The organism is Micromonospora wenchangensis (assembly GCF_002210435.1).
Taxonomy (GTDB): Bacteria; Actinomycetota; Actinomycetes; order Mycobacteriales; family Micromonosporaceae; genus Micromonospora; species Micromonospora wenchangensis.
The window spans coordinates 273,451-294,469 of the sequence record NZ_MZMV01000001.1; the positions used below are offsets into that span (position 1 = coordinate 273,451).

Genomic DNA, 21,019 nt, shown 5'->3' on the forward strand with positions numbered 1-21,019 from the left:
GTCGGCGTTGATCAACTCAGTGTCGCCGCAAGAGCGGTATCGGAGCGCGCGGACACCGCAACTGTGGCGACGTTGCGAGCCGGGCCCGCCGGGCGGCCGGGGCGAGCCGGGCCCGCCGGGCCGGGCGGGGCGGGGCGGGGTCAGGCGCCGGGGATGTTGCGGGGCGGGTCCTCGCCGATCAGGTCCGCCGCCGGCTTGTCCGCCGACACGGGCAGGCCGAAGTCCGCGTACGTCAGGTCGAGCGCCGAGACCTTGCCCTGCTCGCCGGACAGCTCGATCCGGTAGTGGGCCAGCCGCCCCTGCGCGTCCACGGTCGCGGTGAACGGCACCGCGGCGGCCCGCTCCCCGAGCACCCCGCCCACCCCGTCGCCGAGCACCTCGGTGCTGCGCCGCAGGTCCAGGGTCCCGGCGTAGGCCCGTTCGCCGGTGGCGCGCACCTCGGTGGCCGTGCCGAGCGTGCTGGCCAACCGGGTGTTGTCCAGCCCGGTCCGCTTCGCGGCGGCCGCCTCGGCGGTGCCCAGGTGCCACCAGGTACGCCCGTCCCAGACCGGCACCCGCCGGTCCGGGGCGGTCACCTTCACGTACACGTCGGTGCCGGTGACGAGCCGCTCGATGACCACCTTGCCGTTGGCCACGGCCAGCGTCGTGGTCTCCCGCCCCCGCCGGCCCTTCGGGTCCCAGACCAGGGTGGTGACGTCACCACCCGTGCCGCCGTCACCGAGGTCCAGCCGGTAGGACTGCTGGTCGACCCGCTGCGCGGCGGCGGCCAGCACGGCGGCCGGCGTGGTCGGGGCCGGGCCGGTCGTGGACGACCCGGCGGCGGGTGTCGGCCCCGCGCCGCCGTCGTCCGAGGTGCAGCCGGCCGCCGTCACCAGCGCGACGAGGGCGGCGGTGGCGGCGGCCAGCTTCGGGTGCTTCACGGCGGTCTCCCCGGGAGGCGCGCCCGCCGGCCGAGCCGATCGACGCTGGTGACAGAGCGGTCGCGCCAGCCTAGCCCGGCGCCCGGCCACCGACAGGCCGGGGCCGGTCAGGGGGCCTCGACGGCGGAGATGCGGTAGCGGTGCATCTCCGCGCCACGGATCGCCGCGACCTGCTCCTGCTCCGGGCCGGACCCCCGGAACGCCAGCAGCTCGTCGTCGGACTCCCAGCGTTCGTACACGTTGATCCGGCCCGGCTCCACCATGTCGGCGCCGATGGCGAAGTCGACACAGCCGGACGCCGAGCGGGCCTGCCGGACCACCTCCACGCAGGAGGCCAGATAGGTGTCCCGCTCGGCGGGGTCGACGTAGAGACTTCCGGCGACGATGAACACGGGGCGACCTCCGGTGGGTGGGCGGGACGAACCCCCATCCTCACCCACCGCAGGCGGCACCGCTCAGGCCCGGCTGATCGCGTTCGCGTGGATCGCCTCGGCCAGGTACTCCGCCAACCCCGGCGCGATCTTCTCGTAGTAGGCGGTGAACCGGGGATCGGCCAGGTACATGTCGGCCAGCCCGGTGTGCACCTCGTACGAGCAGTCGTAGAACCAGCGGACGATGAGCTGCCGGTGCTCCTCGGCCAGCGCCATCGCCTCCGCCGAATCGGCGGGCGTCCCGGCGGTCAGCGCCGCCACGATCCGCCGGCCCCAGTTGTCCTGCTCCGTCTTGATGCGCAGCCAGTCCTCCTTCGAGTAGCTCGCCGCCCGCCGGGTCGACACCCGGTACGCCTCGGTGTCGCCCCAGCGCTGCCGCGCCTCCTCGGCGTGCTCCTCCGGATCGGCGTCACCGAAGACCTCGAACCGTTCCTCCGGGGTCAGGTTGATCTCCATCCGTCTCGCCTCCATCGCGATCTCGATCGCGGCGACCATCTCCTGGAGCTTCCCGATCCGCCCGCTCAACAGGTCGTGCTGCCGGCGCAGGTGCGCCGCCGGGTCGGCATCCGGGTCGTCGAGGATCACCGCGATCTCCTCCAGCGGAAACCCCAGCTCCCGGTAGAAGCGGATGTGCTGCAACCGCTCCAGGTCCGCGTCGTCGTAGCGGCGGTAGCCGGCCGGCGTCCGGCCGCTCGGCGAGAGCAGCCCGATCCCGTCGTAGTGGTGCAGCGTCCGGACCGTCACCCGGGCCGCCTTCGCCACCTGACCCACCGTGTACGCCATGGTTTCCTCCCTTCCGGCACCAAGGCTCCGGCCTGCCGCGACGTGAGGGTCAAGCCCGATTCTGCGCCGGGTTCCCCGGCCGGGGCGGCACGACCGCCGGCCCGCCCGGGTCGGCGGCGGGAGCGGGGCGTCAGCGCGGGGCGGCGAGGGCGTGCAGGGCGGACAGGCCGCCGGGACGGCCGTACCGGTAGCCCTGGCCGTGGACGCAGCCGATCGCGGTGACCGCCGCGTGCTGCCCCTCGGTCTCCACCCCCTCGGCCACCACCGCCAGGTCGAACGCCCCGGCCAACCGGGTGACCATCTCCACCGTGGCGTACGCCCGCACGTCGGTGTCCAGCCGGGCCACGAACGACCGGTCGATCTTGAGTTCGGTGGCGGGGATGCGGTGCAGGTAGCTCAACGACGAGTAGCCGGTGCCGAAGTCGTCGATGGCGATGCGGATGCCCAGCTCACGAAGCTGGGCGAGGCGTTCCAACACCGCCTCGCTGCCGTCGATGAGCGCCGACTCGGTCAGCTCCAGGGTGAGCGCACGCGGGGCCAGGCCGGCGGAGGCGGTGGCCGCCGTGACGGTGGCGATCAGGTCGGGGCGGCGCAGGTGCGCGGCGGCGATGTTGACCGCCACGGTCGCCTCGGGCACCCGGGCCCGCCAGGTCGCGGCGGCCCGGCACGCCTCGTGGATCACCCACCTGTCGATCGGCACGATCAGCCCGGTCTCCTCGGCCAGCGGCAGGAAAGCCGCCGGGGCGAGCAGGCCGAGCCGGGGGTGCCGCCACCGGACCAGGGCCTCCGCGCTACGGACCGCGCCGGTGGCGAGGTCCACGATCGGCTGGTACTCCAGGTGCAATTGCCGCTCGTCGACGGCCCGCCGCAGGTCGGCGATCAGCTCGGCCCGGGTCACCGCCGACTCCCGCAGCGCCGGCGTGCAGGTGCGGTACGCGGACTTCCCGGCGGCCTTCGCCGCGTACATCGCGATGTCGGCGTCGCGCAGCAGGTCGGTGTGGGAGGCGTGCTGCGGGCCGAACTCGGCGATGCCGATGCTGGCCGACGGGTGGACGCCGACGTCCTCCTCGCCCGCCGACGGTTGCAGCGCGGCGAGCAGCCGCTCGGCGAGCCGTTCCGGCACGACCGTCCGGTCCCCGGCGACCAGCACGGCGAACTCGTCCCCGCCGAGCCGGGCGACCGTGCCGTCGTCGCCGACGGCCGCGCGCATCCGCAGCGCGATGCTGGTCAGCAGGGTGTCGCCGGTGGCGTGCCCGAACCGGTCGTTGACCTGCTTGAAGCCGTCCAGGTCGAGGAGCAGCACGGCCACCGGCGGCCCCTCGCGCAACGCCTGACGGAGCTGCCGGTTGAACATCAGCCGGTTCGGCAGGCCGGTGAGCTGGTCGACGTAGGCGAGCTGACGCAGCCGGGCCACCAGCCGCAGGTTCTCGTTGGCGGCCAGCCCCTGCCGCAGGGCGAGCACCCCCAGCAACGCCATCATGCCGACGAAGACCAGCGGCGGGGTCTGCCCGGTGGGGCGACGGGCCAGCACCACCGCGATGATCGCCCCGCCGACCGGCAGGTACGGCAGGGCCACCCGCCACCAGGACGGGAGCGGGGACTCGCCGATCTCCTCGGCCCCCTCGCAGGTGGGCGGCGGCGGCCGGGTGGTGGCGATGCCGATCAGCAGGTAGCTCAGCGGCCAGCAGACGTCGACCGGGTGCCCGGGGGCGTAGCTGCCGTGCGCGACAAGCGAGACGTAGACCGCGTCCGCGCCGGCCCGGGTGACCAGGCCCGCCCCGATCAGGGTCAGCGGCGGCCACACCGAGCGGGCCGGGCCGGCCACCGCCACCAGGATGGTCAGCTGCATCAGGTCGATCATCGGGTAGAGCAGGCCGAGGGTACGCAGCGGATCGTCGAGGTCGGCGGCGGCGACGTCGCGGAACACCACCACCCAGCCGATCGGGAGCAGGGCCAGCCCGACGATCACCCCGTCCAGCACGGTGCGGGCCCGGCCCACCGCGCTGCGCGGCGCGGTCAGCGCGGCCAGCAGCGCGGCCGTGCCGGTGACGATGCCGGCGGTGAAGACCGCCCCGATCAGCGGGGTGTGCGGCAACTCGTCGGCGCGCAGCCGGTCCACCGTCCACAGCAGCCGGCCGGCGGCGGCCAGCCCCATGGTGAGCGCGAGCAACGCCCAGAACCGGCGCAGCGGGGCGGGATGCCGGCGCATCGTACGGACGCAGGCGTAGCTGGCCCAGCTCGCCACGGCGGTGGCGGTGACGTCACTGACCAGGGCCGCCTCGGGCAGCGCGGCGAGCAGCCAGACCAGCTCCAGCACGACGGCCACCGCGGCGACGACCGCACCCACCCGGGGGAGGGTCAGCGGTCGGGTCGGCGCGCCGGAGACGGCGTCCTGGGGTAGCACGGTGATCGCTCCGGCTCTCTCTCCAACGCGCACCTCGACCGTGCGGACGGCCCACGGACGGCGAACCATCGAAGCCTAGCCAGCCGGGCGGGTCGCCGCCACACTCACCGGGTCGGCTATCCGACCACTGAGGACACGACGTCGGGTGGGTCATAGGTCGGCGGCCCCCCGTGCGTCCACGGTGTCTCCTCCGCGGCGGGGAACGTCCCGGCAGGCAGGTACGCCTCCGACAGGGTGGTCAGGCAGAGCCGCTCCCCCACCTGCGGCACGCTGCCCGGCGGCGCGGTCAGCCCCCGTCCCATCCCGCCCGACAGCTCCAGCACCACCTCGGTCCGGCCGTCCGCCGCCGGGGTCACGAAGACCACCTTCGCCTTCTGGCCGGGCCGCGCCGTCGACCACAGGGTCGCCCCGACCGGCATCCGGACCGGTTCGGTGGTCACCACCTGGATTCTCGGCCGCAGCACCGGCCGCTTGCCGCTGTCGTCCACCCGCCCCGGGTCGGCCAGGGTCACGTCGGCGACGAACGCCTCCCCGGCCAGCCGGTGCTCGGCCATCACCAGCGGGTCGTCGTAGGCACGCTGCACGGCGTAGCTGGTCGCGGCGCGTTCCAGCCGGTGCAGCCGGACCGCCGCCGCGACCGCGCCGTCGTGCCGGGGCTGCGGCCCGCCGTCGGCGTCGAGGTGCTCGGCGTAGCCGGTGAAGGCGTCCCGGTCGCCGGCCCAACGGCCCGCCACCCGCGCGCCGGGCGGCAGGCCGCCGAGCAGCCCCAGGCCGCGCCACATCAGCTCCCAGGTGGGCGCGAGCTGCCCGCGCAGCAACCGCACCAGCTCCGCGTACGCCTCGTCGCGGGCGGCCGGGTCGTCGTCGGCCGCAGCCCAGGCCGCCATCACCGGGGCGAGCGCCACGTTGTCGAACTCCGGGTCGGTGGCCGGGCCGGCCGGCGGGCACACCTGCGGGTCCTCGGCCCGCGCGGCAGCCTCGACACCCGTCGAGCCGGCCGGCGGGTCGATCCAGCCGAGCAGCGCCGGCAGGTGCTGGTCCTCCACCGCGCTCTGCCCGGTCGCCCAGTGCAGGGTGAGCGCGTCGGTCATCGCCAGCAGCGCCGACGAGCCGGGCTGCTCGGCCCGCTCGGCGAAGAACGTCAGCCAGCGGCCGAGCAGCGGCACGGCCGGGTGCACCGGATACTCGCCGTCCGGGCGGCGGAACCGGGTGGAGCGGCCCAGCAGCCGCAGGAAGGTGATCCCGGCCGGGTTCGGCACCCAGAGCTGCGGGGCGTCGGCGTACCGGTAGCGCACGTCGCGGCCCCGGTCCACGGCCACCGCCTCCGAGACCCCCCGGAAGCCGTCCAGCCAGGGCAGCACGGTCCCGGCCAGCTCGGTGACGAACCGGAACCGCTGGTCCCGGTTGCGGGGCTGCGGCACGACCAGCAGCCGGGCGTCGTCGGGGGCGGTGCCGACCAGCGCGGCGAGCGGGGCGTGCGCCTCGCCGGCCATCGCCAGCGGCACCAGCACCAGCGGGCGCTGCGCCAGGTGCAGGTGCCGGACGGTGGCGACCGGCTGGGCCACCCCGGCGGCGAGCGCCTGCGCCTTCGCCAGCGCGCGCAGCGTACTCATGCCGGGTGGCCGGCGAGGGCGTCGGCGCGCAGCCGGGCGGCGGCCCGCAGCAGCGCGGCGGCCTCCTCCCGCTCCGGGTCGGCGGCCCGCTCGCCGGTCGCCAGGGCCAGCACCTCGGCCACCTCGGCGATGCCGCCCAGGGCCTCCCGCACCGGCCGGCCCAGCGCCCCGGTCTGCCCGCGCGCCTCGTCCCGGCAGAAGTACGCCAGCTCGCAGCCGGCCAGGCAGTCCGGCGCGTACCGGGCCGGCACGGTGTGCAGCGCGGCGGTCAGCGTCACCGAGTCGACGGCCGGGTCGACGGTGAACCCGACCGGCACGGCGGTGAGCAGGTCGTCCAGCCGGGCCATCCGGTCCAGTTGGCGGCGCAGCACCAGCAGTTGCTTGCGGACGTCGATCAGGCTGGCCATCGGCTGGTTGGCGAAGTCCCGCGGGCAGACCAGCACCACGTCGTGCGACACCGACTCCGGGTCCCGTCCCGCGGCGGCGAGCAGGTCGCGCAGCGCCAGCACGTAGACGGCGGACTGGACGGCGGCGGCGGACACCTTCGCCGGGTCGGCCTGCCCGTCGATCACCGGGAACGACTTGATCTCCACCACGTGGAACCGGCCACCGAGCCGGGCGGCGACCAGGTCCGGTTCCAGGTGCACCCGCTGGCCGGCCACGTCCAGGCCGAGCAGCGGATGGTCGAACAGCGCCGCGTCCGGCCCGGTGGCGGTCAACGCGGCCCGTGAGCGTTCCCGCCGGTCGGGCAGGTCGTCCGCGCCGCCCAGGTCCGTCCAGCTCGCCCGGTGCGGCACCGGTACGCCCAGCCGCTGCGCGACCAGCCGCAGCAGTTCCGCCCCGCCGTCGGCCTTGACCTGCGCCTCGAAGGCGTTGCCCCGGGTGATGGCGAACCGGGACTGGCCGAACCGGGCGGGGAAGCCGACCCGCTGCGCGAGCGCCGTCTTGTCCACCCCGGCCCCGTCCAGCACGGCCCGGCGGGCGCAGCCGGGGTTTCCGGTGAGCGCGGCGATGGTCCGGGCGTTGTGCCGTTTCGGGGGCACGTCGCCCCGGATCGCGGCCAGGCGTTGTGCGGTGCTCGTCACGACAGGCCACGATAGCGGCACCGACCGACCCCGGCCGGCAGCCAACGCGCCTGCACGGGGCGGGTGGGGTCAGCGGCCGGCGGACCGGTTCCAGGGCGACCGGGGCGAACGCGCACCGGCGGTGGGCCGGCGGCGACGACGCGACGGGCGACGACCGGGGGTGCAGGGCGGGCGGGCGGCGGTGTGCACCGGCGCGGTCGGCGGGCGGCCGATCAGCCAGCAGAGGAAACGGGCCACGGTCAGCCGACCGGGAGGCGACGGGCCTCGTCGGCGTCGACGACGGACTCGGCCCCGCAGAACGAGCACTGCCGCACGTAGCGTGACCGGATCGGGATCAGCGGGACGAAGAACAGGGTGAACTTCGTCGACCGGCGGCTGACCACCTGCGCGGCCTGGTTGCCGCAGTGCCGGCAGACGGCGGTCACCACCCCCGACCGGGTGACCCTGGTACGGAGTCCGAAGATGAAGAACATCGCCCGGCAGTACCCAGCCCGACGTCCCGGGAACCCCGGGCGGGGAATTCCGCCCGGGGTTCCGCGCCGGGTCAGCTCGCCGTCAGCCGGGCCACGACCGCGCGGACGGTGTCCGCCGCAATGGCGAACCCGAGGCCCACGCTGCCCTCGTCCTCCCCGGTGGTGGCGATGGCGACGTTGATGCCCACCACCCGCCCGGCGGTGTCGACAAGCGCGCCGCCGGAGTTGCCGTGGTTGATCGCCGCGTCGGTCTGCACCAGCCCGGTCAGGCCGTCCACCGACCGGTCCAGGGCCGACACGATTCCGGAGGTGACCGTCCCGGCCAGCCCGAGCGGACTACCGAACGCCAGGACGGTGTCCCCGACGGTCAGGGTGGCGTCGCTGCCCAGCGGCGCCGGGGTGAGCCCGGTCAACCCGGTCGCCCGCAGCAGCGCGATGTCCGCCGCGGCGTCCTGCGCGACCACGGTCGCCGGGGCGGAACGGCCGTCGGAGAGGGTCACGGCGACCTGGCCGCCGGAGTCCACCACGTGCTGGTTGGTGAGGACGAGACCGTCGGTGTCGAGAATGACGCCGGATCCGAGGCTGGACTCCCGGGTCCCGGTCACCTCGACGGTGACGATGCTGGGCGACACGACGGTGACCACCGTGGCGAGGGAGTCGATGGTGGCGGCGGAGACCGGGGCGACAGACGTCGTAGCGGTGACGGACGAAGCCTGGCCGGCGAACCGGTCCACGACCAGCGCGCCGGTGCCGCCGCCCGCGAGCATCAGTGCCATCGCCGCGCCGCCGGCCACCAGCCTTCGACGCCATCGCGACGACGGCGGCGTCGATTGCGGTGGCGAAAGCGGCGGCGGTGCGGACGTCGGTGGCGGCCCGGAGACCGGGACAGCCGGTGGGATCGGGTCGCTGGGTGCCGGTGCCGGGCGCAACACGGTGTCGGACATCAGGGTCACCGCCCCTCGACGAGGATCCGGCCGAGCCGAAGGCGGTCGGGTCGGTGGCTGTCGGACAGCTGGCGGCGGTTGTCGGGGTGCGGCATGGGCCCTCCTCGGTACGGCGATGAAGACACCGTGCCGCGCCGCGCTGAGGCCCCTTTGTGGCGTGCCTGTGCGTCCGCCGTGCATGGCTTGCGGACCCGGCGACGCGGCGCCTGCCCGGGTCCCCACCTCTGTGCGGCGTCCTTTCGCGCTGAGGACGTTGGCGATTCAGGCGGCATCACCAGCGCGGACACCGACAGGAGCGGGGCTGGTACAACCCGGGCCGGGGGTAGCGCCGCAGCCAGGGCGACTGCGGGTCGCATCCGGCCGGGGCTGAAGGGCGGGCCGGGTCCGCGACCTGCACCCGGACCTCGAAGACCGGCCCGGGTGCAGGTACGGGGTGGTGGTTCAGGTGCCGGGGGCACCGGTGTGGATCTCCTCGGCCACCCAGATCGGCTGCCAGTCGGCCATCTCGTGGAAGCGGCGCAACTCGGACAGGCCCGCCACCGACCCGCTCCACGCCGCGTACGGCGGGTTGCCCTCGTCGAAGCCGCTCTGCACGAAGGTGAGCCTCGTCTTTCCGCCGGACTCGGCCAGCTCCCAGGTGGTGACGCCGACCGGCCCCCAGTCCACCGACATCTTCCGGCCGGGCTCCAGGTCGATCACCTTCGCCGGGTACCCGCTGTCGAATCCGCCCATGGCGTACCGGCCGCCGACCCAGGGCTCGATGCCGATCGGGTAGCCGAACCAGGCGCTGGCCTGCGCGGAGTCGGTCAGCGAGGTCCAGACCCGGTCGATCGGCGCGGCGATGGTCAGCTCACCGCGCAGGTCGGCGGAGGTGAAGTCGGTCCTCGGCAGCAGCGGACGCCCCTCCAGGTGCGCGGCGAGGTTGGCGATCGACAGCGACCACCAGGTCTGCAGGACGCCACGGATGCTGCTGCCGTCCATCGCCTCGGCGAAGTCGAAGTGGCTCTGGCTGAGGGTCAGCGCCGTGTTGTCCGGCCCCTGCGCCGTCAGACGCAGCTCGCTGGTCGTCTCGACCCCGTCGAGCAGCCAGTCGAAGCGCAGCGTGTACGGGTCGGCGTGCCGCAGCCGTTGGTGGGGCGCGTCACCCTCGGGCGTGTGCCGGCCCCAGAACTCGAATCGGCTGGGCAGGTCGACCTCGGCGTGCTCGGTCAGCCAGACGCGCAGCTCGGCCGGGTCGGTGAGCGCCCGCCACACGGCCTCCACCGGAGCGGCGAGCCGGACGCCCAGCGTGAGTGGTTCAGTCACGGTCTTCCCCCTTGGGGTAACAGGCCACGGCGAGCTTGAAGGCGTCCCCCTCGACACCGCCGTAGCGGGTGAACAGGTCCTGCAACGTCGACTGCAGGTCGTGCAGGAACTCCTGCCGGCGCTCGGCCGGCACCCGGATCTCGCCGGAGACCCCGATCGAGGGCAGCTCCGGCGCGTCCCGGTCGAGCGCGGCGACGTCGGCCTGGACCTCCTCCATCAGGTCGAGCAGGTGGCCCAGGCTCAGCTCGTCGGAGACCCGGCGGGCCCCGCCGATCCGGCCGACCAGCCGGGGCGAGAGCCAGTACGACCGGGCGACGGCCTGCCAGATGCCCTCGCTGATGCCGCGCACCTTCCGGCTGGCCACCTGCTTGACCAGGCCGGCCGCGGCGAGCTGCTTGACGTGGTAGTAGACCCGCTGCGGGGTCTGCTCCAGCCGGGCCGCCACCTCGGTGCAGGTGCGGGGCTCGGCCAACTGCCGCAGCACGTCCACGCGCTGCGGTTTGAGCAGGGTCTCGGCCTGCTCGATCTGCTCCAGGTACAGGACGTCTCTCATCTCAAAAACAATCCTGTACGTAAAAATTCTCCTTGTCAATCGGATCGACGAAAGCCGCGCCGAGGTGGCGCGGCTTTCGTCAGGGCGTGCGGCGCGTGCGGTCAGGGCATGCCGCGCAGGCTGGTCAGGGCGTCCAGTTCGGCCGCAGCGGGTAGCCGTTCACGCCGTGCGGGCCGTTGCGGGTGGCCAGCACCTGGTGCAGCTGGATGCCGTTGCGTTCGAAGGCCAACCGCGAGCCGGCCATGTAGAGGCCCCAGACCCGGGCGGTGCCCCGGCCCACCTCGTCGACGCAGAAGTCCCAGTTCGCCACGAGGTTGCGACACCAGGCGGCGAGCGTCGCCGCGTAGTGCTGCCGCAGGTTCTCCTCGTGGTGCACCTCGAACCCGGCGTCGTGCACCTCGCTGATCAGGCGGCCCGGCCCGGCCAGCTCACCGTCGGGGAAGACGTACCTGTCGATGAACGCGCCGGAGCGGTGCGGGGCCCGGTTGTCGGCCCGGGTGATGCAGTGGTTGAGCAGCCGGCCGCCGGGACGCAGCCGTTCCCGCAGCGCCCGGAAGTAGGCCGGATAGTTGCGAACCCCGATGTGCTCGGTCAGCCCGATCGAGGAGATCGCGTCGAACTGCTCGCGGGGGGCGTCGCGGTAGTCGAGGTGGCGCACCTCGGCCAGCCCGGTCAGCCCCTCCCGGGCGATGGCCTCCTGCGCCCACTGAGCCTGCGCCCGGGACAGGGTCACGCCGAGCGCCTTGACGCCGTACTCACGGGCCGCGTGCCGGACCATGCCGCCCCAGCCGCAGCCCACGTCGAGCAGGCGCATCCCCGGCTGGAGCGCCAGCTTGCCCGCGACCAGGTCGTACTTGGCCGACTGGGCCTGCTCCAGGGTGTCGGTCGGGCTGTGGTAGACCGCGCAGGTGTACGTCATCGAGTCGCCGAGCACCTTCTCGTAGAAGGCGTTGGACACGTCGTAGTGGTGCGAGATGGCGGTGCTGTCCCGGCTGCGGGAGTGCCGCAGCCCGCCCATCACCCGCCGCCAGCGGGGCAGCGCCTCCTGCGGCGGGGCCGGCGGGGGCCGCAGCCGCTCCCAGCCGAGCCCGCGCACCAGGGCCAGCCCCTCGGCCAGCGAGGGGATGCGCAGCCGCAGGTCCTGGAGCACCCGCAGGGCCTCGTACGGGTCGCCGGGGTGCACCCCGCCGAGCCCGAGGTCGCCGCTGACGTAGGCCCGGGCCATGCCCAGGTCGCCCGGGGCGGTGAGCAGGTAGGACAGCCCCCGCTCGGAGCGGATGTCGAGGCTGATCCCGGCGTCGGCCGGGCCGATCGCGCTGCCGTCGTAGCCGGTGATGCGGACCGGCAGGTCCCGCGTGGTGACCGCGCGGACGACGTCGGCGACGGTCGGCGCCCGCCGACCCCCCGCCGGCGGGCTGGCCGGGGCGCTCGCCGCCCCCTGTTCTCGGTCGGTCAGGCTCATTTTCGTGCAACCGCCTTCTCGTAGAGTCCGGTGAGCCGATGGTCCGGGTCGTAGCGGTCCTTCACGGCACGCCAGGTCTCCCCGCCGTAGAGCCGGTCGAAGGCCGCCCGGTCGTAGTACGCGTCGGAGTAGAGCGACTTGTGTCCACCGAACTCCGACACCATCCGCTCGATGGAGCGGTTCACCTCGCCGTCCGCGGCACCCTCCGCGATCGGCACGCTGCCCCAGAAGCCGATGTTGACGTACGTCTGGCCGGGGCGTAGCGGATACAACGGCCAGGCGCGGGCGGAGCCGGGGCCGTCGGGCTCGCGCAGCCGCAACGGGCACAGCCACACCGGGGTCATCCCCACGTTGCGGTCGAACCAGCGCAGGAAGTCGGCCGTGCCGTCCAGCGGGATCTCGACGTCCTGCACGACGCGTTCCCGGGCCGGCCGGCCACGCCACCGGTCCACCCGGGCGGCCACCTGGTGGCGGTGTTCCAGCCGGACCAGCCGGTGGTAGACGTCACTGCGCCGCCAGCGGGCCGGCCAGAGCCGGCGTACCACCGGGTGCTGCACCCCGAACGCGGCCGAGCACCAGAACCAGTCGGTGTCCCACCGCCACAGGTAGTCGTGGCCGCTGAGGGTGTCGCGCACCCGGCGACGCAACGAGCGGTAGTAGATGTCCTGGCCGGTGTAGTCGCTGGGCCGCTCGGGCTCGTCGGTGAACGAACCGAGGACCAGGTAGGACTCGCCGGGGCTGAACATGACGCCGTCCATCGCGTCGACCGGCCGGCCCTCCCACTCGCCCTTGGCGACCACGTCGGCGACGGCGGCGGTCAGCTCCTCCAGCCGGGTGAACCGGACGTTGCGCAGGGCCACCGCCCGCCCGACCGGCTGGAGTTCGATGCGCAGCCGGGTGGCGTACCCGAGGCTGCCCAGCGAGTTGGGGAAGGCGGCGAACAGCTCGGCGTCCGGGCCGTCCGGGCGGGCGGTGACGATCTCCCCCGCGCCGGTGAGGACGTCCAGCTCGACGACCGACTCGTGCGGGAGCCCGTTGCGGAACGACGTCGACTCGATGCCCAGCCCGGTGACCGCGCCGCCCAGGGTGATCGTGCGCAGCTGCGGCACGACCAACGGCATCAGCCCGTGCGGGAGGGTCGCGTCGACCAGGTCCTCGTAGGTGCACATGCCCTGCACGTCGGCGGTGCGGGCCACCGGGTCGACCGACAGGACGCCGTCCAGGCCGCTGACGTCGAGTCCGGGGGTGCCGGTGGCCGACCGGGGGCGGAACAGGTTGGAGGTGCGTTTGGCCAGCCGTACGGGGTGCCCGGGGGGCACGGCGGCGTACGACCGTCGCAATGCGTCCACCGCCAGCTCATGATCACGCAGCGCGCGCATGAGATCACCTTACGCGCGAAGCGCCGTTCTGGGGGACCGCACCGCTGACCGTTTCGGATCAGCCGGCAACCTCCCCGGCACGGTCGTCGCCGGCCCGGCCGGCGGGCCGGCCAACCCCGCCCGGCACCGGGCGCAAGGGACGGTCCACGAGGGGCCCGCGACCGGGGCAGGCCGGGGGCGTAGCGTGGTGACATGCCGAAAGCCGTGTGGAACGACCAGGTCGTGGCCGAGAGCGACGACACCGTCCTGGTGGAGGGCAACCACTACTTCCCCCGAAGCACCCTGCGCGACGACCTGATCACCGAGTCGGCGACGCACACGGTCTGCCCCTGGAAGGGCACCGCCTCCTACTACTCCCTCACCGACGGTGAGCACACGAGCGCCGACGCCGTCTGGTACTACCCCGATCCGAAGCCCGAGGCGGAGCAGGTCCGCGACCGGGTGGCGTTCTGGAAGGACGTCCGGGTCGTCGACTGATCCCGCCGGCTCGCGGGCCGACTGGCCGTCGGCCCGCCCGGTGGGTCACCATGCTGGCATGGCCGTCCCCGATCCCCGCCACGACCCGTCCGGCACCGTGTACGGGGCCCGTCGGGCCGCCCGCCCCGGGCTGCCCGCCGATCCGCTGATGCGGTTCGCGCTGGCCGCCGGCCTGGCGGGCGTACTGCTGGGGGTCTTCTTCGCCACGGGTGTGCTCGGCGGCGGCGACTCCCGGCCGCCGGTGGTGCCGGCCGCCGCCGCGCCGACCCCGGCCGCCCCGACCCCGGCGGCCCCGACGACCGGCCCGCCTGCCACGACCACGCCGCCGCCCAGCCCGACCCCGCCGCCCACCACCCCGGCCACGGTCACCGGGCCGGTCGCGTTGCGGGCGGTCACCTCCGGCCTCTGCGTCGGCACCGACGGCGCGGGCGAGACGGCCACCGCCGAACTCGCCGTCTGCACCGGCGGCGCGGAGCAGCAGTGGGTCGCCAACCCGGTCGCGCCCGACGTGGTGACGCTCACCAACGCGGGGCACGGCCAGTGCCTCGACGTCGACGGCGGCAGCGGCGACGACGGCGCACGGCTCCAGCAGTTCGGCTGCCACGGGCAGGCCAACCAGCAGTGGCGGGTGACCCCGGTCGGCACCGGTCCGGTCCTGCTGGTCGGCGTCGGGTCGGGCAAGTGCGCGCAGGTCCGCGACGACGGCACGGCCGCCGGCGACGACCTGGTGCAGGCCACCTGCACCGCCTCCGCCGGCCAGCAGTGGACCCTCGGCTGAGCACGGCCGGCAAGCTGCCGGCCCGCGCCGGTCAGCCCCGGTAGCTCCAGGCCCCGGCGGGCCGGGCCGGTGTCAGGACCGGCACCGGCACCGCACGGCGGCGACGCAGCAGCAGCGACAGCAGGGCGGCGCCGACCGAGAGCGCCCCGGCCGCGTACCAGGCCGGCGCGTAGTCACCGAGCCGGTCGCGGACCAGGCCGGCGGCGGTCGCCGCGAACGCCGCCCCGAACTGGTGCGCGGCGAAGACCCAACCGAAGACCACCGCCGCCGAGTCGCCGAAGTACTCCCGGCACAGCGCCACCGTCGGCGGCACGGTCGCCACCCAGTCCAGGCCGTAGAAGACGACGAAGACCAGCATGCTCGGCCCGGTGCCGCCGGTGAACAGGGCGGGCAGCAGCAACAACGACAGCCCGCGCAGGCCGTAGTAGCCGGCCAGCAGCAGCCGGCTGTCCATCCGGTCGGTGAGCCAGCCCGAGGCGACGACCCCGACGATGTCGAACAGGCCGACCAGGGCGAGCAGGCCCGCCGCCGTGGTCTGCGGCATGCCGTGGTCGTGCGCGGCCGGCACGAAGTGGGTGCCGACCAGGCCGTTCGTGGTCGCCCCGCAGATCGCGAAGCCGCCCGCGAGCAGCCAGAACGGGCGGGTCCGGGCGGCGGCGGTGAACGCGGCCACCGCCCGCGCGGCGGCCCCGCCGGCCGACGGCGGCCGGGGCGTCACCGCGGTCGCGCCGTAGGCGGGCAGGCCGAGATCCGCCGGGTGTTCCCGCAGCCACCGGGCCACCAACGGGACGACCGCGAGCGCCGCCCCGGCCACCACCAGCGCGGCCGCACGCCAGCCGTGGTCGCGGACCAGCACCGCGAGCAGCGGCAGGAAGACCAGCTGGCCGGCGGCCCCACCGGCGGTGAGCACCCCGGTGACCAGCCCCCGGCGGTGGACGAACCAGCGCCCGGTGACGGTGGCGACGAACGCCAGCGCCATCGAGCCGGTGCCCAGCCCGACCAGGACGCCCCAGCAGAGGACGAGTTGCCAGCTCGCCGTCATGAAGACGGTCAGGCCGCTGCCGAGCGCCACCAGCGCCAGCGCGCCGGCCACCACCCGACGGATGCCGAACCGGTCCATCAGGGCGGCGGCGAACGGCGCGGTCAGGCCGTAGAGCAGCAGGTTGACCGAGACGGCGGCGGAGATGGTGGCCAGCGGCCAGCGGAACTCGGCGTGCAGCGGGTGCAGCAGCACCGACGGGGTGGCGCGGAAGCCGGCCGCGCCGACCAGCGCGACGAAGGCGACGGCGGCTACGGTCCAGGCCGGGTGGAGACGACGGGCTCGGGTCACGCTCCGAGTCTCGGGTACGCCCCGGCGACCGACGAGTGGCCGGAAAGCCATGGTGCGCAATAATCGGGCCATGACCATCAGGCCGCACCGGATCGGTGTGCTCGCCCTCGACGGCGTGGTCGGCCTCGACCTGGGCACCCCGGCCCAGGTCTTCGGGGCCGCCCGTACCGCCGACCGACGCCCGCTCTACTCCGTCGACACCTGCACCCCGGGCGGCCGTCCGGTCCGCAGCTCCGCCGGTTTCCGGGTCCTCCCCGACCACGGGCTCGACCTGCTGGCCACCGTCGACACGGTGGTGGTGCCCGGCCTGCACGCCGGCCCGCCGATGACCGACGGCACGATCGACCCGGCGGTCACCGGCGCGCTGCGCGACGCCCACCACCGGGGCGCACGCATCATGTCGATCTGCACGGGCGCGTTCGCGCTGGCCGCCGCCGGGCTGCTCGACGGACACCGGGCCACCACCCACTGGGCGCACGCCGACCGGTTCCGCCGGCTGTACCCGCAGGTCGACCTCGACCCGGACGTGCTGTTCATCGACTCCGGCCGGGTGCTCACCTCGGCCGGGGTGGCCGCCGGGATCGACCTGTGCCTGCACGTCGTGCGTGGCGACCACGGCAGCGAGGTGGCCAACCGGGCGGCCCGCCGGTGCGTGGTGCCGCCCTGGCGCGACGGCGGCCAGGCCCAGTACATCGAACGGCCCGTGCCGCGCACCCCGGCCAGCGGCACCGCGGCCACCCGGGAGTGGGCCCGGCAGCGGCTGCACGAACCGGTCGCCCTGCGGGAGTTGGCCGCCCACGCCCGGATGAGCGTGCGCACCTTCACCAGGCACTTCCGCTCGGAGACCGGCCTGAGCCCGGCGCAGTGGCTGCTCCAGCAGCGCACCGACCACGCCCGGCTGCTGCTGGAGACCACCGACCTGGCCATCGACCAGGTGGCGCGGCGGGCCGGCTTCGGCACCACCGCCGCCCTGCGCCAACACCTGAACACCCGGATCGGCGTCTCCCCCTCGGCCTACCGGCGCACCTTCCGCCGCACCCCCGCCGCCGGGCCGCCCGGGGTGGAGTCAGGCGGGCTGCGGCTGGTCGCGGAGCATCCGTAGCTGCGCCAGGTGCCGGGGCAGGTGCACCCGGGCGTGCAGGTCGAGGGTGCGCGACCAGGGCAACGGCTCGTCGACGACCAGGTCGAAACCCTCCCGCAGGTGCGTCTCGACCGGGGTGTCGGCGGCCGGGCCGAGCCGGTCCACCAGGCCGCACAGCCGGCCGCTGGTGGCGCGCAGCAGGGTGGCCAGGCCGGGCAGCCCGCCGCACCGCTCGACCAGGGCGTCCAACTCGGGACGGTGCACCCCGGTCAGGTCGTAGTAGGCGAACGGCGCCCCGGCCAGCACCGCCTCGGTCGCCTCGCTCATCAGCTCGTCGTTGGCGACCAGGTGCGCCACGATCCGCTCCGCGTCCCACCCGCCCGGCGGGGCCGGCCGGAACCCGCCCGCCTCGACCTCGGCGAGCAGGCTCCGGTAGACCGCACGCAGCTCCACACCCCCAGTCAACCCCGTACCACCGGGGCGGGTGGACGGTTGTGCCGCCGGGATCACCCGGACGGGCGGCCCGGTCCCCACCGGCCGGGCGGGGTCAGCGCCCGGAGCTGCGCCGGGAACGGAGGTAGTCGGAGACCACGTACTCGCCCAGGTCACCCAGGTCGGGGGTGAACAGGCGGCCCCGGGACCGGCGGGCCACCGCGTCCATGAACCGGCGCAGGCCCGGGTCCTCACCGAGCAGGAACAGGTTGAGCGTGACCCCGGCGCGGGCCAGCCGGTCCACCTCGTGGATGGTCGCCTCGACCGTCTCCGGCAGCGACGGCCAGTGGAAGTACGCCTCACCGTCGTCCGGGTCGAGGTGGGCGGTCGGCTCGCCGTCGGTGACCACCAGCACCACCGGCTCGGCCCCCGGATGCCGGCGCAGGTGCCGACCGGCCAGCCGCAGCGCGTGCTGGAGGTTGGTGCCCTGCCGCAGGTCCGGTTCGACCGCCGCCAACTCCTGCTGGGTCAACGGCACCGCCTCCAGACCGAACCCGACGATCTGCAACGCGTCCTGCGGGAACCGGGTCGCCATCAGGTGCGACAGCGCCAGCGCCGTCTGCTTCATCGGCCCCCACCGCCCCTGCGACACCATCGAGTACGACAGGTCCACGCAGAGCGCCACCGCCGCCGACGCCCGCCGTTCCGTCTCCACCACCTCGAAGTCCTCGACGGCGAGTTGCAGCGGCACGGTGGGGCCGGCCCTGCGCACCGCCCGGGTGAGCGTGCGCACCACGTCCAGGGGCTGCTCGTCGCCGTACTCCCACTGCCGGGACGCCCCGCTGACCTCGCCGGCCGCCCCGGCCGTACGCAGGTCGTGCTGGCCGCGCGGGCCGGCGGTGAGGTCGGCGAAGACCCGGCGCAGCGCGGTGCCGGCGAGTCGGCGCAGCGCCTTCGGGCTGAGCGTCAACCCGTCGGCGTCCCGGCTCACCCAGCCCTGCCGGCGCAGCTCCCGCTCCAGCTCCCGCAACCGGCGTACGTCGTCGGCGGCGTCGCGGCCCAGCGTGCGGGCGACCGCGTCGACGTCCACGTCGTCCAGGGTGGCCCCCGGGTGCTCCTGGTCGAGGGAGTCGAGCAGCTCGTCCAGCTCGGCGATCTCGTCCAGCGCCCCGGTGGCCTCGCCGTAACCGAGCGGCTGGTCGCCCCGGACCCGCTCGCCGCGCTGCCAGTTCAGGTCGGGACGCAGCGCACGCAGGTGGCCGTCGAGGGCGGACAGCTCACCGGCGAGCCGGTCACCGAGCGACTGCCGCATCAGCCCGGCCAGCTCCTCGCGCTGCCGGTCGGACAGCGACCGCATCAGCCGCTCCCCCGCCGCCGCCCGACGGGCCAGCACGTCGACCAACTCGTCGACGGTGCCCGGCTGCTCCGGGAAGAACTCGCCGTGCCGGCGCATGAACTCGGCGAACGCGTCGGTGGTGTCCTCCGCGCGGGTGTGCCGGGCCAGCAGGTCGTTGAGGTCCCGCATCATCTCGGCGAGCTGCGCCTGCACCGCCGGGTCACCGGCGGCCCGCGCCGCGTCCCGCAGCCCGGCGAACCGCTGCTCCAGCACCTCGCCGCGCAGCCCGTCGAGAATCCGCTGGTACGCCTGCCGGGCCTCGTCGCTGGTCCACCGGTACCCGGCCAGCTCCTGCACCGCGCGGGCGGTGGAGCGGGGCAGGTTGTCCAGCACCGTCTCGGCGAACCGGGCGTCGTCGTCGGTGCGCCCGCGCAGCGCGTCCCGTTCCGCCGCGAGGGCCTGGTCGAGCAGTGCCCGGGACCGGGTCACCGCCCCGTCCAGGTCACCCCGGCGCAGCGCCTCCCGCCGCAGCCGGCGGGCGCGGGCGGCCAGGTCGTCCAGGCCGCCCCGGTTGTTCGGCCCCCGGCGCAGCAGGTCACGCAGCGCCTCCCGGAGGCTGCCGCCGGCCAGCACCTCCGCGCCGACGGAGTCCACGGCGGCACGCACGTCGTACGGCGGGGCGAGCGGGTCGGGGCCGCCCTGCCACTGGCCGTACCGGAACCGGTTGCCGGCCATGCTCAGCTCCGACCGCCGTAGACGGTCCGACCCGACTCGGTGACGTCCTTGCCGAGCCGGCGGGTCAGGTGCAGCCCCTCCAGCACGAACTCGACCCCGGCGGCGGCCTGCTCCGGGGTGGGCGCGTCACCCAGCCCCAACCGGTCAAGCGCCTTGGCCAGCCCCGGCACGGTGCCGACCTGGCGCAGCAGTTCCGCCGAGGCGACCAGCTCCCCGGTCTCGATCACCGCCCCCTCGGCGACCAGCGCGGTGAACCCGGACAGGTCCAGTCCGGCCAGCCGGGCCCGGAACGTCTCGGCGGTCGCGGTGCGCAGCAGGTGGGCCAGGATCTCGGTCTCCCGCCCCTCCTCGCCGCTCTCGAACTCCACCTTGCCGCGCAACGTCGAGGTCACCGACACGGCGTCGCCGACCCGGGCGACCGGTGCCTCGGGCCGTACCGTGGCGTCGCCGTCGGCCGGCGCGGCACCGGCGAGCAGGCCGGCGCGGCGCAACGCGGCGGCGGCGACGGTCTCGGCGGCGGCGATGGCGAACCGGGCGGAGACCCCGGAGCGCGGGTCCACCGACGACGACTCGCGCACCGCGCGGGCGAACCGGGCCAGCACCTCCAGCACGTGCTCCGGCACCTCGGCGACCAGGTCGGCCTCCTGCCTGATCAGCGCCAGCTCCAGCTCCAGGTCGACCGGGTAGTGGGTGCGGACCTCCGCGCCGAACCGGTCCTTGAGCGGGGTGATGATCCGGCCCCGGTTGGTGTAGTCCTCCGGGTTGGCGCTGGCCACCAGGAACAGGTCCAACGGCAGGCGGAGCTGGTAGCCGCGGACCTGGATGTCCCGCTCCTCCAGCACGTTGAGCAGCGCCACCTGGATGCGTTCGGCCAGGTCGGGCAGCTCGTTGACGGCGAAGATCCCCCGGTTGGTGCGGGGCACCAGCCCGAAGTGGATGGTCTCCGGGTCGCCAAGGGTACGCCCCTGGGCCAGCCGGATCGGGTCGACGTCACCGATCAGGTCACCGACGCTGGTGTCCGGGGTGGCCAGCTTCTCGCCGTAGCGCATCGAGCGGTGCAGCCAGCCGACCGGCAGGTCGTCGCCGGCCTCGGCGACCAGCGCGCGGGAGGCCGGGGTGAGCGGGTGCAGCGGGTGCTCGTTGAGCACCGAGCCGGGCAGCACCGGGGTCCACTCGTCGAGCAGCGCCACCAGCGAACGGATGAGTCGGGTCTTGCCCTGGCCGCGTTCGCCGAGCAGCACCATGTCGTGGCCGGCGAGCAACGCGCGCTCGACCTCGGGCAGCACGCTGTCGTCGTAGCCGACGATGCCGGGGAAACGGTCCTCGCCGGAGCGCATCCGGGCCAGGAGGTTATGGCGGAGTTCCTGCTTGACGGTCTGGTACCGGTGTCCGGCGGCGCGCAGTGCGCCGAGGGTGCCCGGCAGGTCGGCGGGCGGGACCGGGAGAGCCTGGTTGGGCGCAGTCACCCGACCCACGCTAGCGCGCTCGGGTGGCCGGC

The 21,019-nt window shown here is 74.8% G+C and carries 19 protein-coding genes; 3 read left to right on the plus strand and 16 right to left on the minus strand.

Features of this window, described 5'->3' with window-relative positions; genetic code table 11:
• Nucleotides 1-140: 140 nt before the first annotated feature.
• From B5D80_RS01140 to B5D80_RS01195, 12 genes are all read right to left on the minus strand, one after another.
• Nucleotides 141-920 carry a hypothetical protein gene (locus B5D80_RS01140; RefSeq protein WP_088641833.1) on the minus strand — a complete coding sequence of 260 codons (780 nt, stop codon included), beginning with the start codon at nt 918-920 and terminating at the stop codon, nt 141-143.
• A gap of 107 nt (nt 921-1,027) precedes the next feature.
• Entirely contained in the window at nt 1,028-1,312 is a 285-nt protein-coding gene (locus B5D80_RS01145) for a putative quinol monooxygenase (protein WP_088641834.1), read from the minus strand.
• A gap of 63 nt (nt 1,313-1,375) precedes the next feature.
• Nucleotides 1,376-2,134 (minus strand): MerR family transcriptional regulator, encoded by a 759-nt coding sequence (locus B5D80_RS01150; RefSeq protein WP_088641835.1) that lies wholly within the window; start codon nt 2,132-2,134, stop codon nt 1,376-1,378.
• 130 nt (nt 2,135-2,264) lie between these two features.
• Nucleotides 2,265-4,538 (minus strand): putative bifunctional diguanylate cyclase/phosphodiesterase, encoded by a 2,274-nt coding sequence (locus B5D80_RS01155; protein WP_245854139.1) that lies wholly within the window; start codon nt 4,536-4,538, stop codon nt 2,265-2,267.
• Nucleotides 4,539-4,654: 116 nt separating this feature from the next.
• Nucleotides 4,655-6,151: a hypothetical protein gene (locus tag B5D80_RS01160; RefSeq protein ID WP_088641836.1), complete on the minus strand. Its 1,497-nt coding sequence runs from the start codon at nt 6,149-6,151 to the stop codon at nt 4,655-4,657.
• The gene (locus B5D80_RS01165) at nt 6,148-7,236 is read right to left on the minus strand and encodes a hypothetical protein (protein WP_088641837.1); all 1,089 of its coding nucleotides are present in this window, start codon (nt 7,234-7,236) and stop codon (nt 6,148-6,150) included. The genes B5D80_RS01160 and B5D80_RS01165 overlap by 4 nt, the downstream gene beginning before the upstream one ends.
• A 239-nt stretch (nt 7,237-7,475) precedes the next feature.
• The gene (locus B5D80_RS01170) at nt 7,476-7,709 is read right to left on the minus strand and encodes a zinc-ribbon domain-containing protein (protein ID WP_088641838.1); all 234 of its coding nucleotides are present in this window, start codon (nt 7,707-7,709) and stop codon (nt 7,476-7,478) included.
• Nucleotides 7,710-7,780: 71 nt separating this feature from the next.
• A complete protein-coding gene (locus tag B5D80_RS01175) occupies nt 7,781-8,485 on the minus strand; it encodes a S1C family serine protease (protein ID WP_245854140.1) in 705 nt (234 codons plus the stop codon).
• 609 nt (nt 8,486-9,094) lie between these two features.
• Nucleotides 9,095-9,958: an SRPBCC family protein gene (locus B5D80_RS01180; RefSeq protein WP_088641839.1), complete on the minus strand. Its 864-nt coding sequence runs from the start codon at nt 9,956-9,958 to the stop codon at nt 9,095-9,097.
• Nucleotides 9,951-10,511 carry a winged helix-turn-helix domain-containing protein gene (locus B5D80_RS01185; RefSeq protein ID WP_088641840.1) on the minus strand — a complete coding sequence of 187 codons (561 nt, stop codon included), beginning with the start codon at nt 10,509-10,511 and terminating at the stop codon, nt 9,951-9,953. The genes B5D80_RS01180 and B5D80_RS01185 overlap by 8 nt, the downstream gene beginning before the upstream one ends.
• Nucleotides 10,512-10,635: 124 nt before the next feature.
• On the minus strand, nt 10,636-11,973 hold the full coding sequence (locus B5D80_RS01190; RefSeq protein ID WP_088641841.1) for a class I SAM-dependent methyltransferase: 1,338 nt from the start codon (nt 11,971-11,973) through the stop codon (nt 10,636-10,638).
• Entirely contained in the window at nt 11,970-13,352 is a 1,383-nt protein-coding gene (locus B5D80_RS01195; protein ID WP_088641842.1) for an FAD-binding oxidoreductase, read from the minus strand. The genes B5D80_RS01190 and B5D80_RS01195 overlap by 4 nt, the downstream gene beginning before the upstream one ends.
• Before the next feature lie 192 nt (nt 13,353-13,544).
• Here B5D80_RS01195 and B5D80_RS01200 point away from each other — a divergent pair, with 192 nt between their 5' ends.
• The gene (locus B5D80_RS01200; protein ID WP_088641843.1) at nt 13,545-13,829 is read left to right on the plus strand and encodes a DUF427 domain-containing protein; all 285 of its coding nucleotides are present in this window, start codon (nt 13,545-13,547) and stop codon (nt 13,827-13,829) included.
• Nucleotides 13,830-13,887: 58 nt separating this feature from the next.
• Nucleotides 13,888-14,607 (plus strand): RICIN domain-containing protein, encoded by a 720-nt coding sequence (locus tag B5D80_RS01205; protein WP_088641844.1) that lies wholly within the window; start codon nt 13,888-13,890, stop codon nt 14,605-14,607.
• A 31-nt stretch (nt 14,608-14,638) separates the two neighbouring features.
• Here B5D80_RS01205 and B5D80_RS01210 read toward each other — a convergent pair whose 3' ends face one another.
• The gene (locus tag B5D80_RS01210; protein ID WP_088641845.1) at nt 14,639-15,937 is read right to left on the minus strand and encodes an MFS transporter; all 1,299 of its coding nucleotides are present in this window, start codon (nt 15,935-15,937) and stop codon (nt 14,639-14,641) included.
• Between the two features lie 70 nt (nt 15,938-16,007).
• On the opposite strand from B5D80_RS01210, the gene B5D80_RS01215 reads away from it, so the two are divergent.
• Nucleotides 16,008-17,039, plus strand: a complete 1,032-nt coding sequence (locus B5D80_RS01215) for a GlxA family transcriptional regulator (protein ID WP_245854141.1) — start codon at nt 16,008-16,010, stop codon at nt 17,037-17,039.
• On the opposite strand, the gene B5D80_RS01220 is transcribed toward B5D80_RS01215, so the two are convergent.
• The 3 genes from B5D80_RS01220 to B5D80_RS01230 all read right to left on the minus strand — a co-directional run bounded on the left by B5D80_RS01220 (nt 17,004) and on the right by B5D80_RS01230 (nt 20,996).
• A complete protein-coding gene (locus B5D80_RS01220; RefSeq protein WP_088641846.1) occupies nt 17,004-17,471 on the minus strand; it encodes a hypothetical protein in 468 nt (155 codons plus the stop codon). The two genes, B5D80_RS01215 and B5D80_RS01220, sit on opposite strands and share 36 nt — an antisense overlap.
• 94 nt (nt 17,472-17,565) lie before the next feature.
• A complete protein-coding gene (locus B5D80_RS01225; protein ID WP_088641847.1) occupies nt 17,566-19,521 on the minus strand; it encodes a VWA domain-containing protein in 1,956 nt (651 codons plus the stop codon).
• A gap of 2 nt (nt 19,522-19,523) precedes the next feature.
• A complete protein-coding gene (locus B5D80_RS01230) occupies nt 19,524-20,996 on the minus strand; it encodes a magnesium chelatase ATPase subunit I (protein WP_088641848.1) in 1,473 nt (490 codons plus the stop codon).
• Nucleotides 20,997-21,019: the final 23 nt, after the last annotated feature.

Excerpts from the sequence above, each read along its gene's own strand:
- B5D80_RS01150 (WP_088641835.1), bottom strand. The coding sequence starts at position 2,134 with ATGGCGTACACGGTGGGTCAGGTGGCGAAGGCGGCCCGGGTGACGGTC.
- B5D80_RS01160 (WP_088641836.1), bottom strand. The coding sequence starts at position 6,151 with ATGAGTACGCTGCGCGCGCTGGCGAAGGCGCAGGCGCTCGCCGCCGGG.
- B5D80_RS01170 (WP_088641838.1), bottom strand. The coding sequence starts at position 7,709 with ATGTTCTTCATCTTCGGACTCCGTACCAGGGTCACCCGGTCGGGGGTG.
- B5D80_RS01175 (WP_245854140.1), bottom strand. The coding sequence starts at position 8,485 with ATGGCACTGATGCTCGCGGGCGGCGGCACCGGCGCGCTGGTCGTGGAC.
- B5D80_RS01185 (WP_088641840.1), bottom strand. The coding sequence starts at position 10,511 with ATGAGAGACGTCCTGTACCTGGAGCAGATCGAGCAGGCCGAGACCCTG.
- B5D80_RS01190 (WP_088641841.1), bottom strand. The coding sequence starts at position 11,973 with ATGAGCCTGACCGACCGAGAACAGGGGGCGGCGAGCGCCCCGGCCAGC.
- B5D80_RS01195 (WP_088641842.1), bottom strand. The coding sequence starts at position 13,352 with ATGCGCGCGCTGCGTGATCATGAGCTGGCGGTGGACGCATTGCGACGG.
- B5D80_RS01200 (WP_088641843.1), top strand. The coding sequence starts at position 13,545 with ATGCCGAAAGCCGTGTGGAACGACCAGGTCGTGGCCGAGAGCGACGAC.
- B5D80_RS01205 (WP_088641844.1), top strand. The coding sequence starts at position 13,888 with ATGGCCGTCCCCGATCCCCGCCACGACCCGTCCGGCACCGTGTACGGG.
- B5D80_RS01215 (WP_245854141.1), top strand. The coding sequence starts at position 16,008 with ATGACCATCAGGCCGCACCGGATCGGTGTGCTCGCCCTCGACGGCGTG.
- B5D80_RS01225 (WP_088641847.1), bottom strand. The coding sequence starts at position 19,521 with ATGGCCGGCAACCGGTTCCGGTACGGCCAGTGGCAGGGCGGCCCCGAC.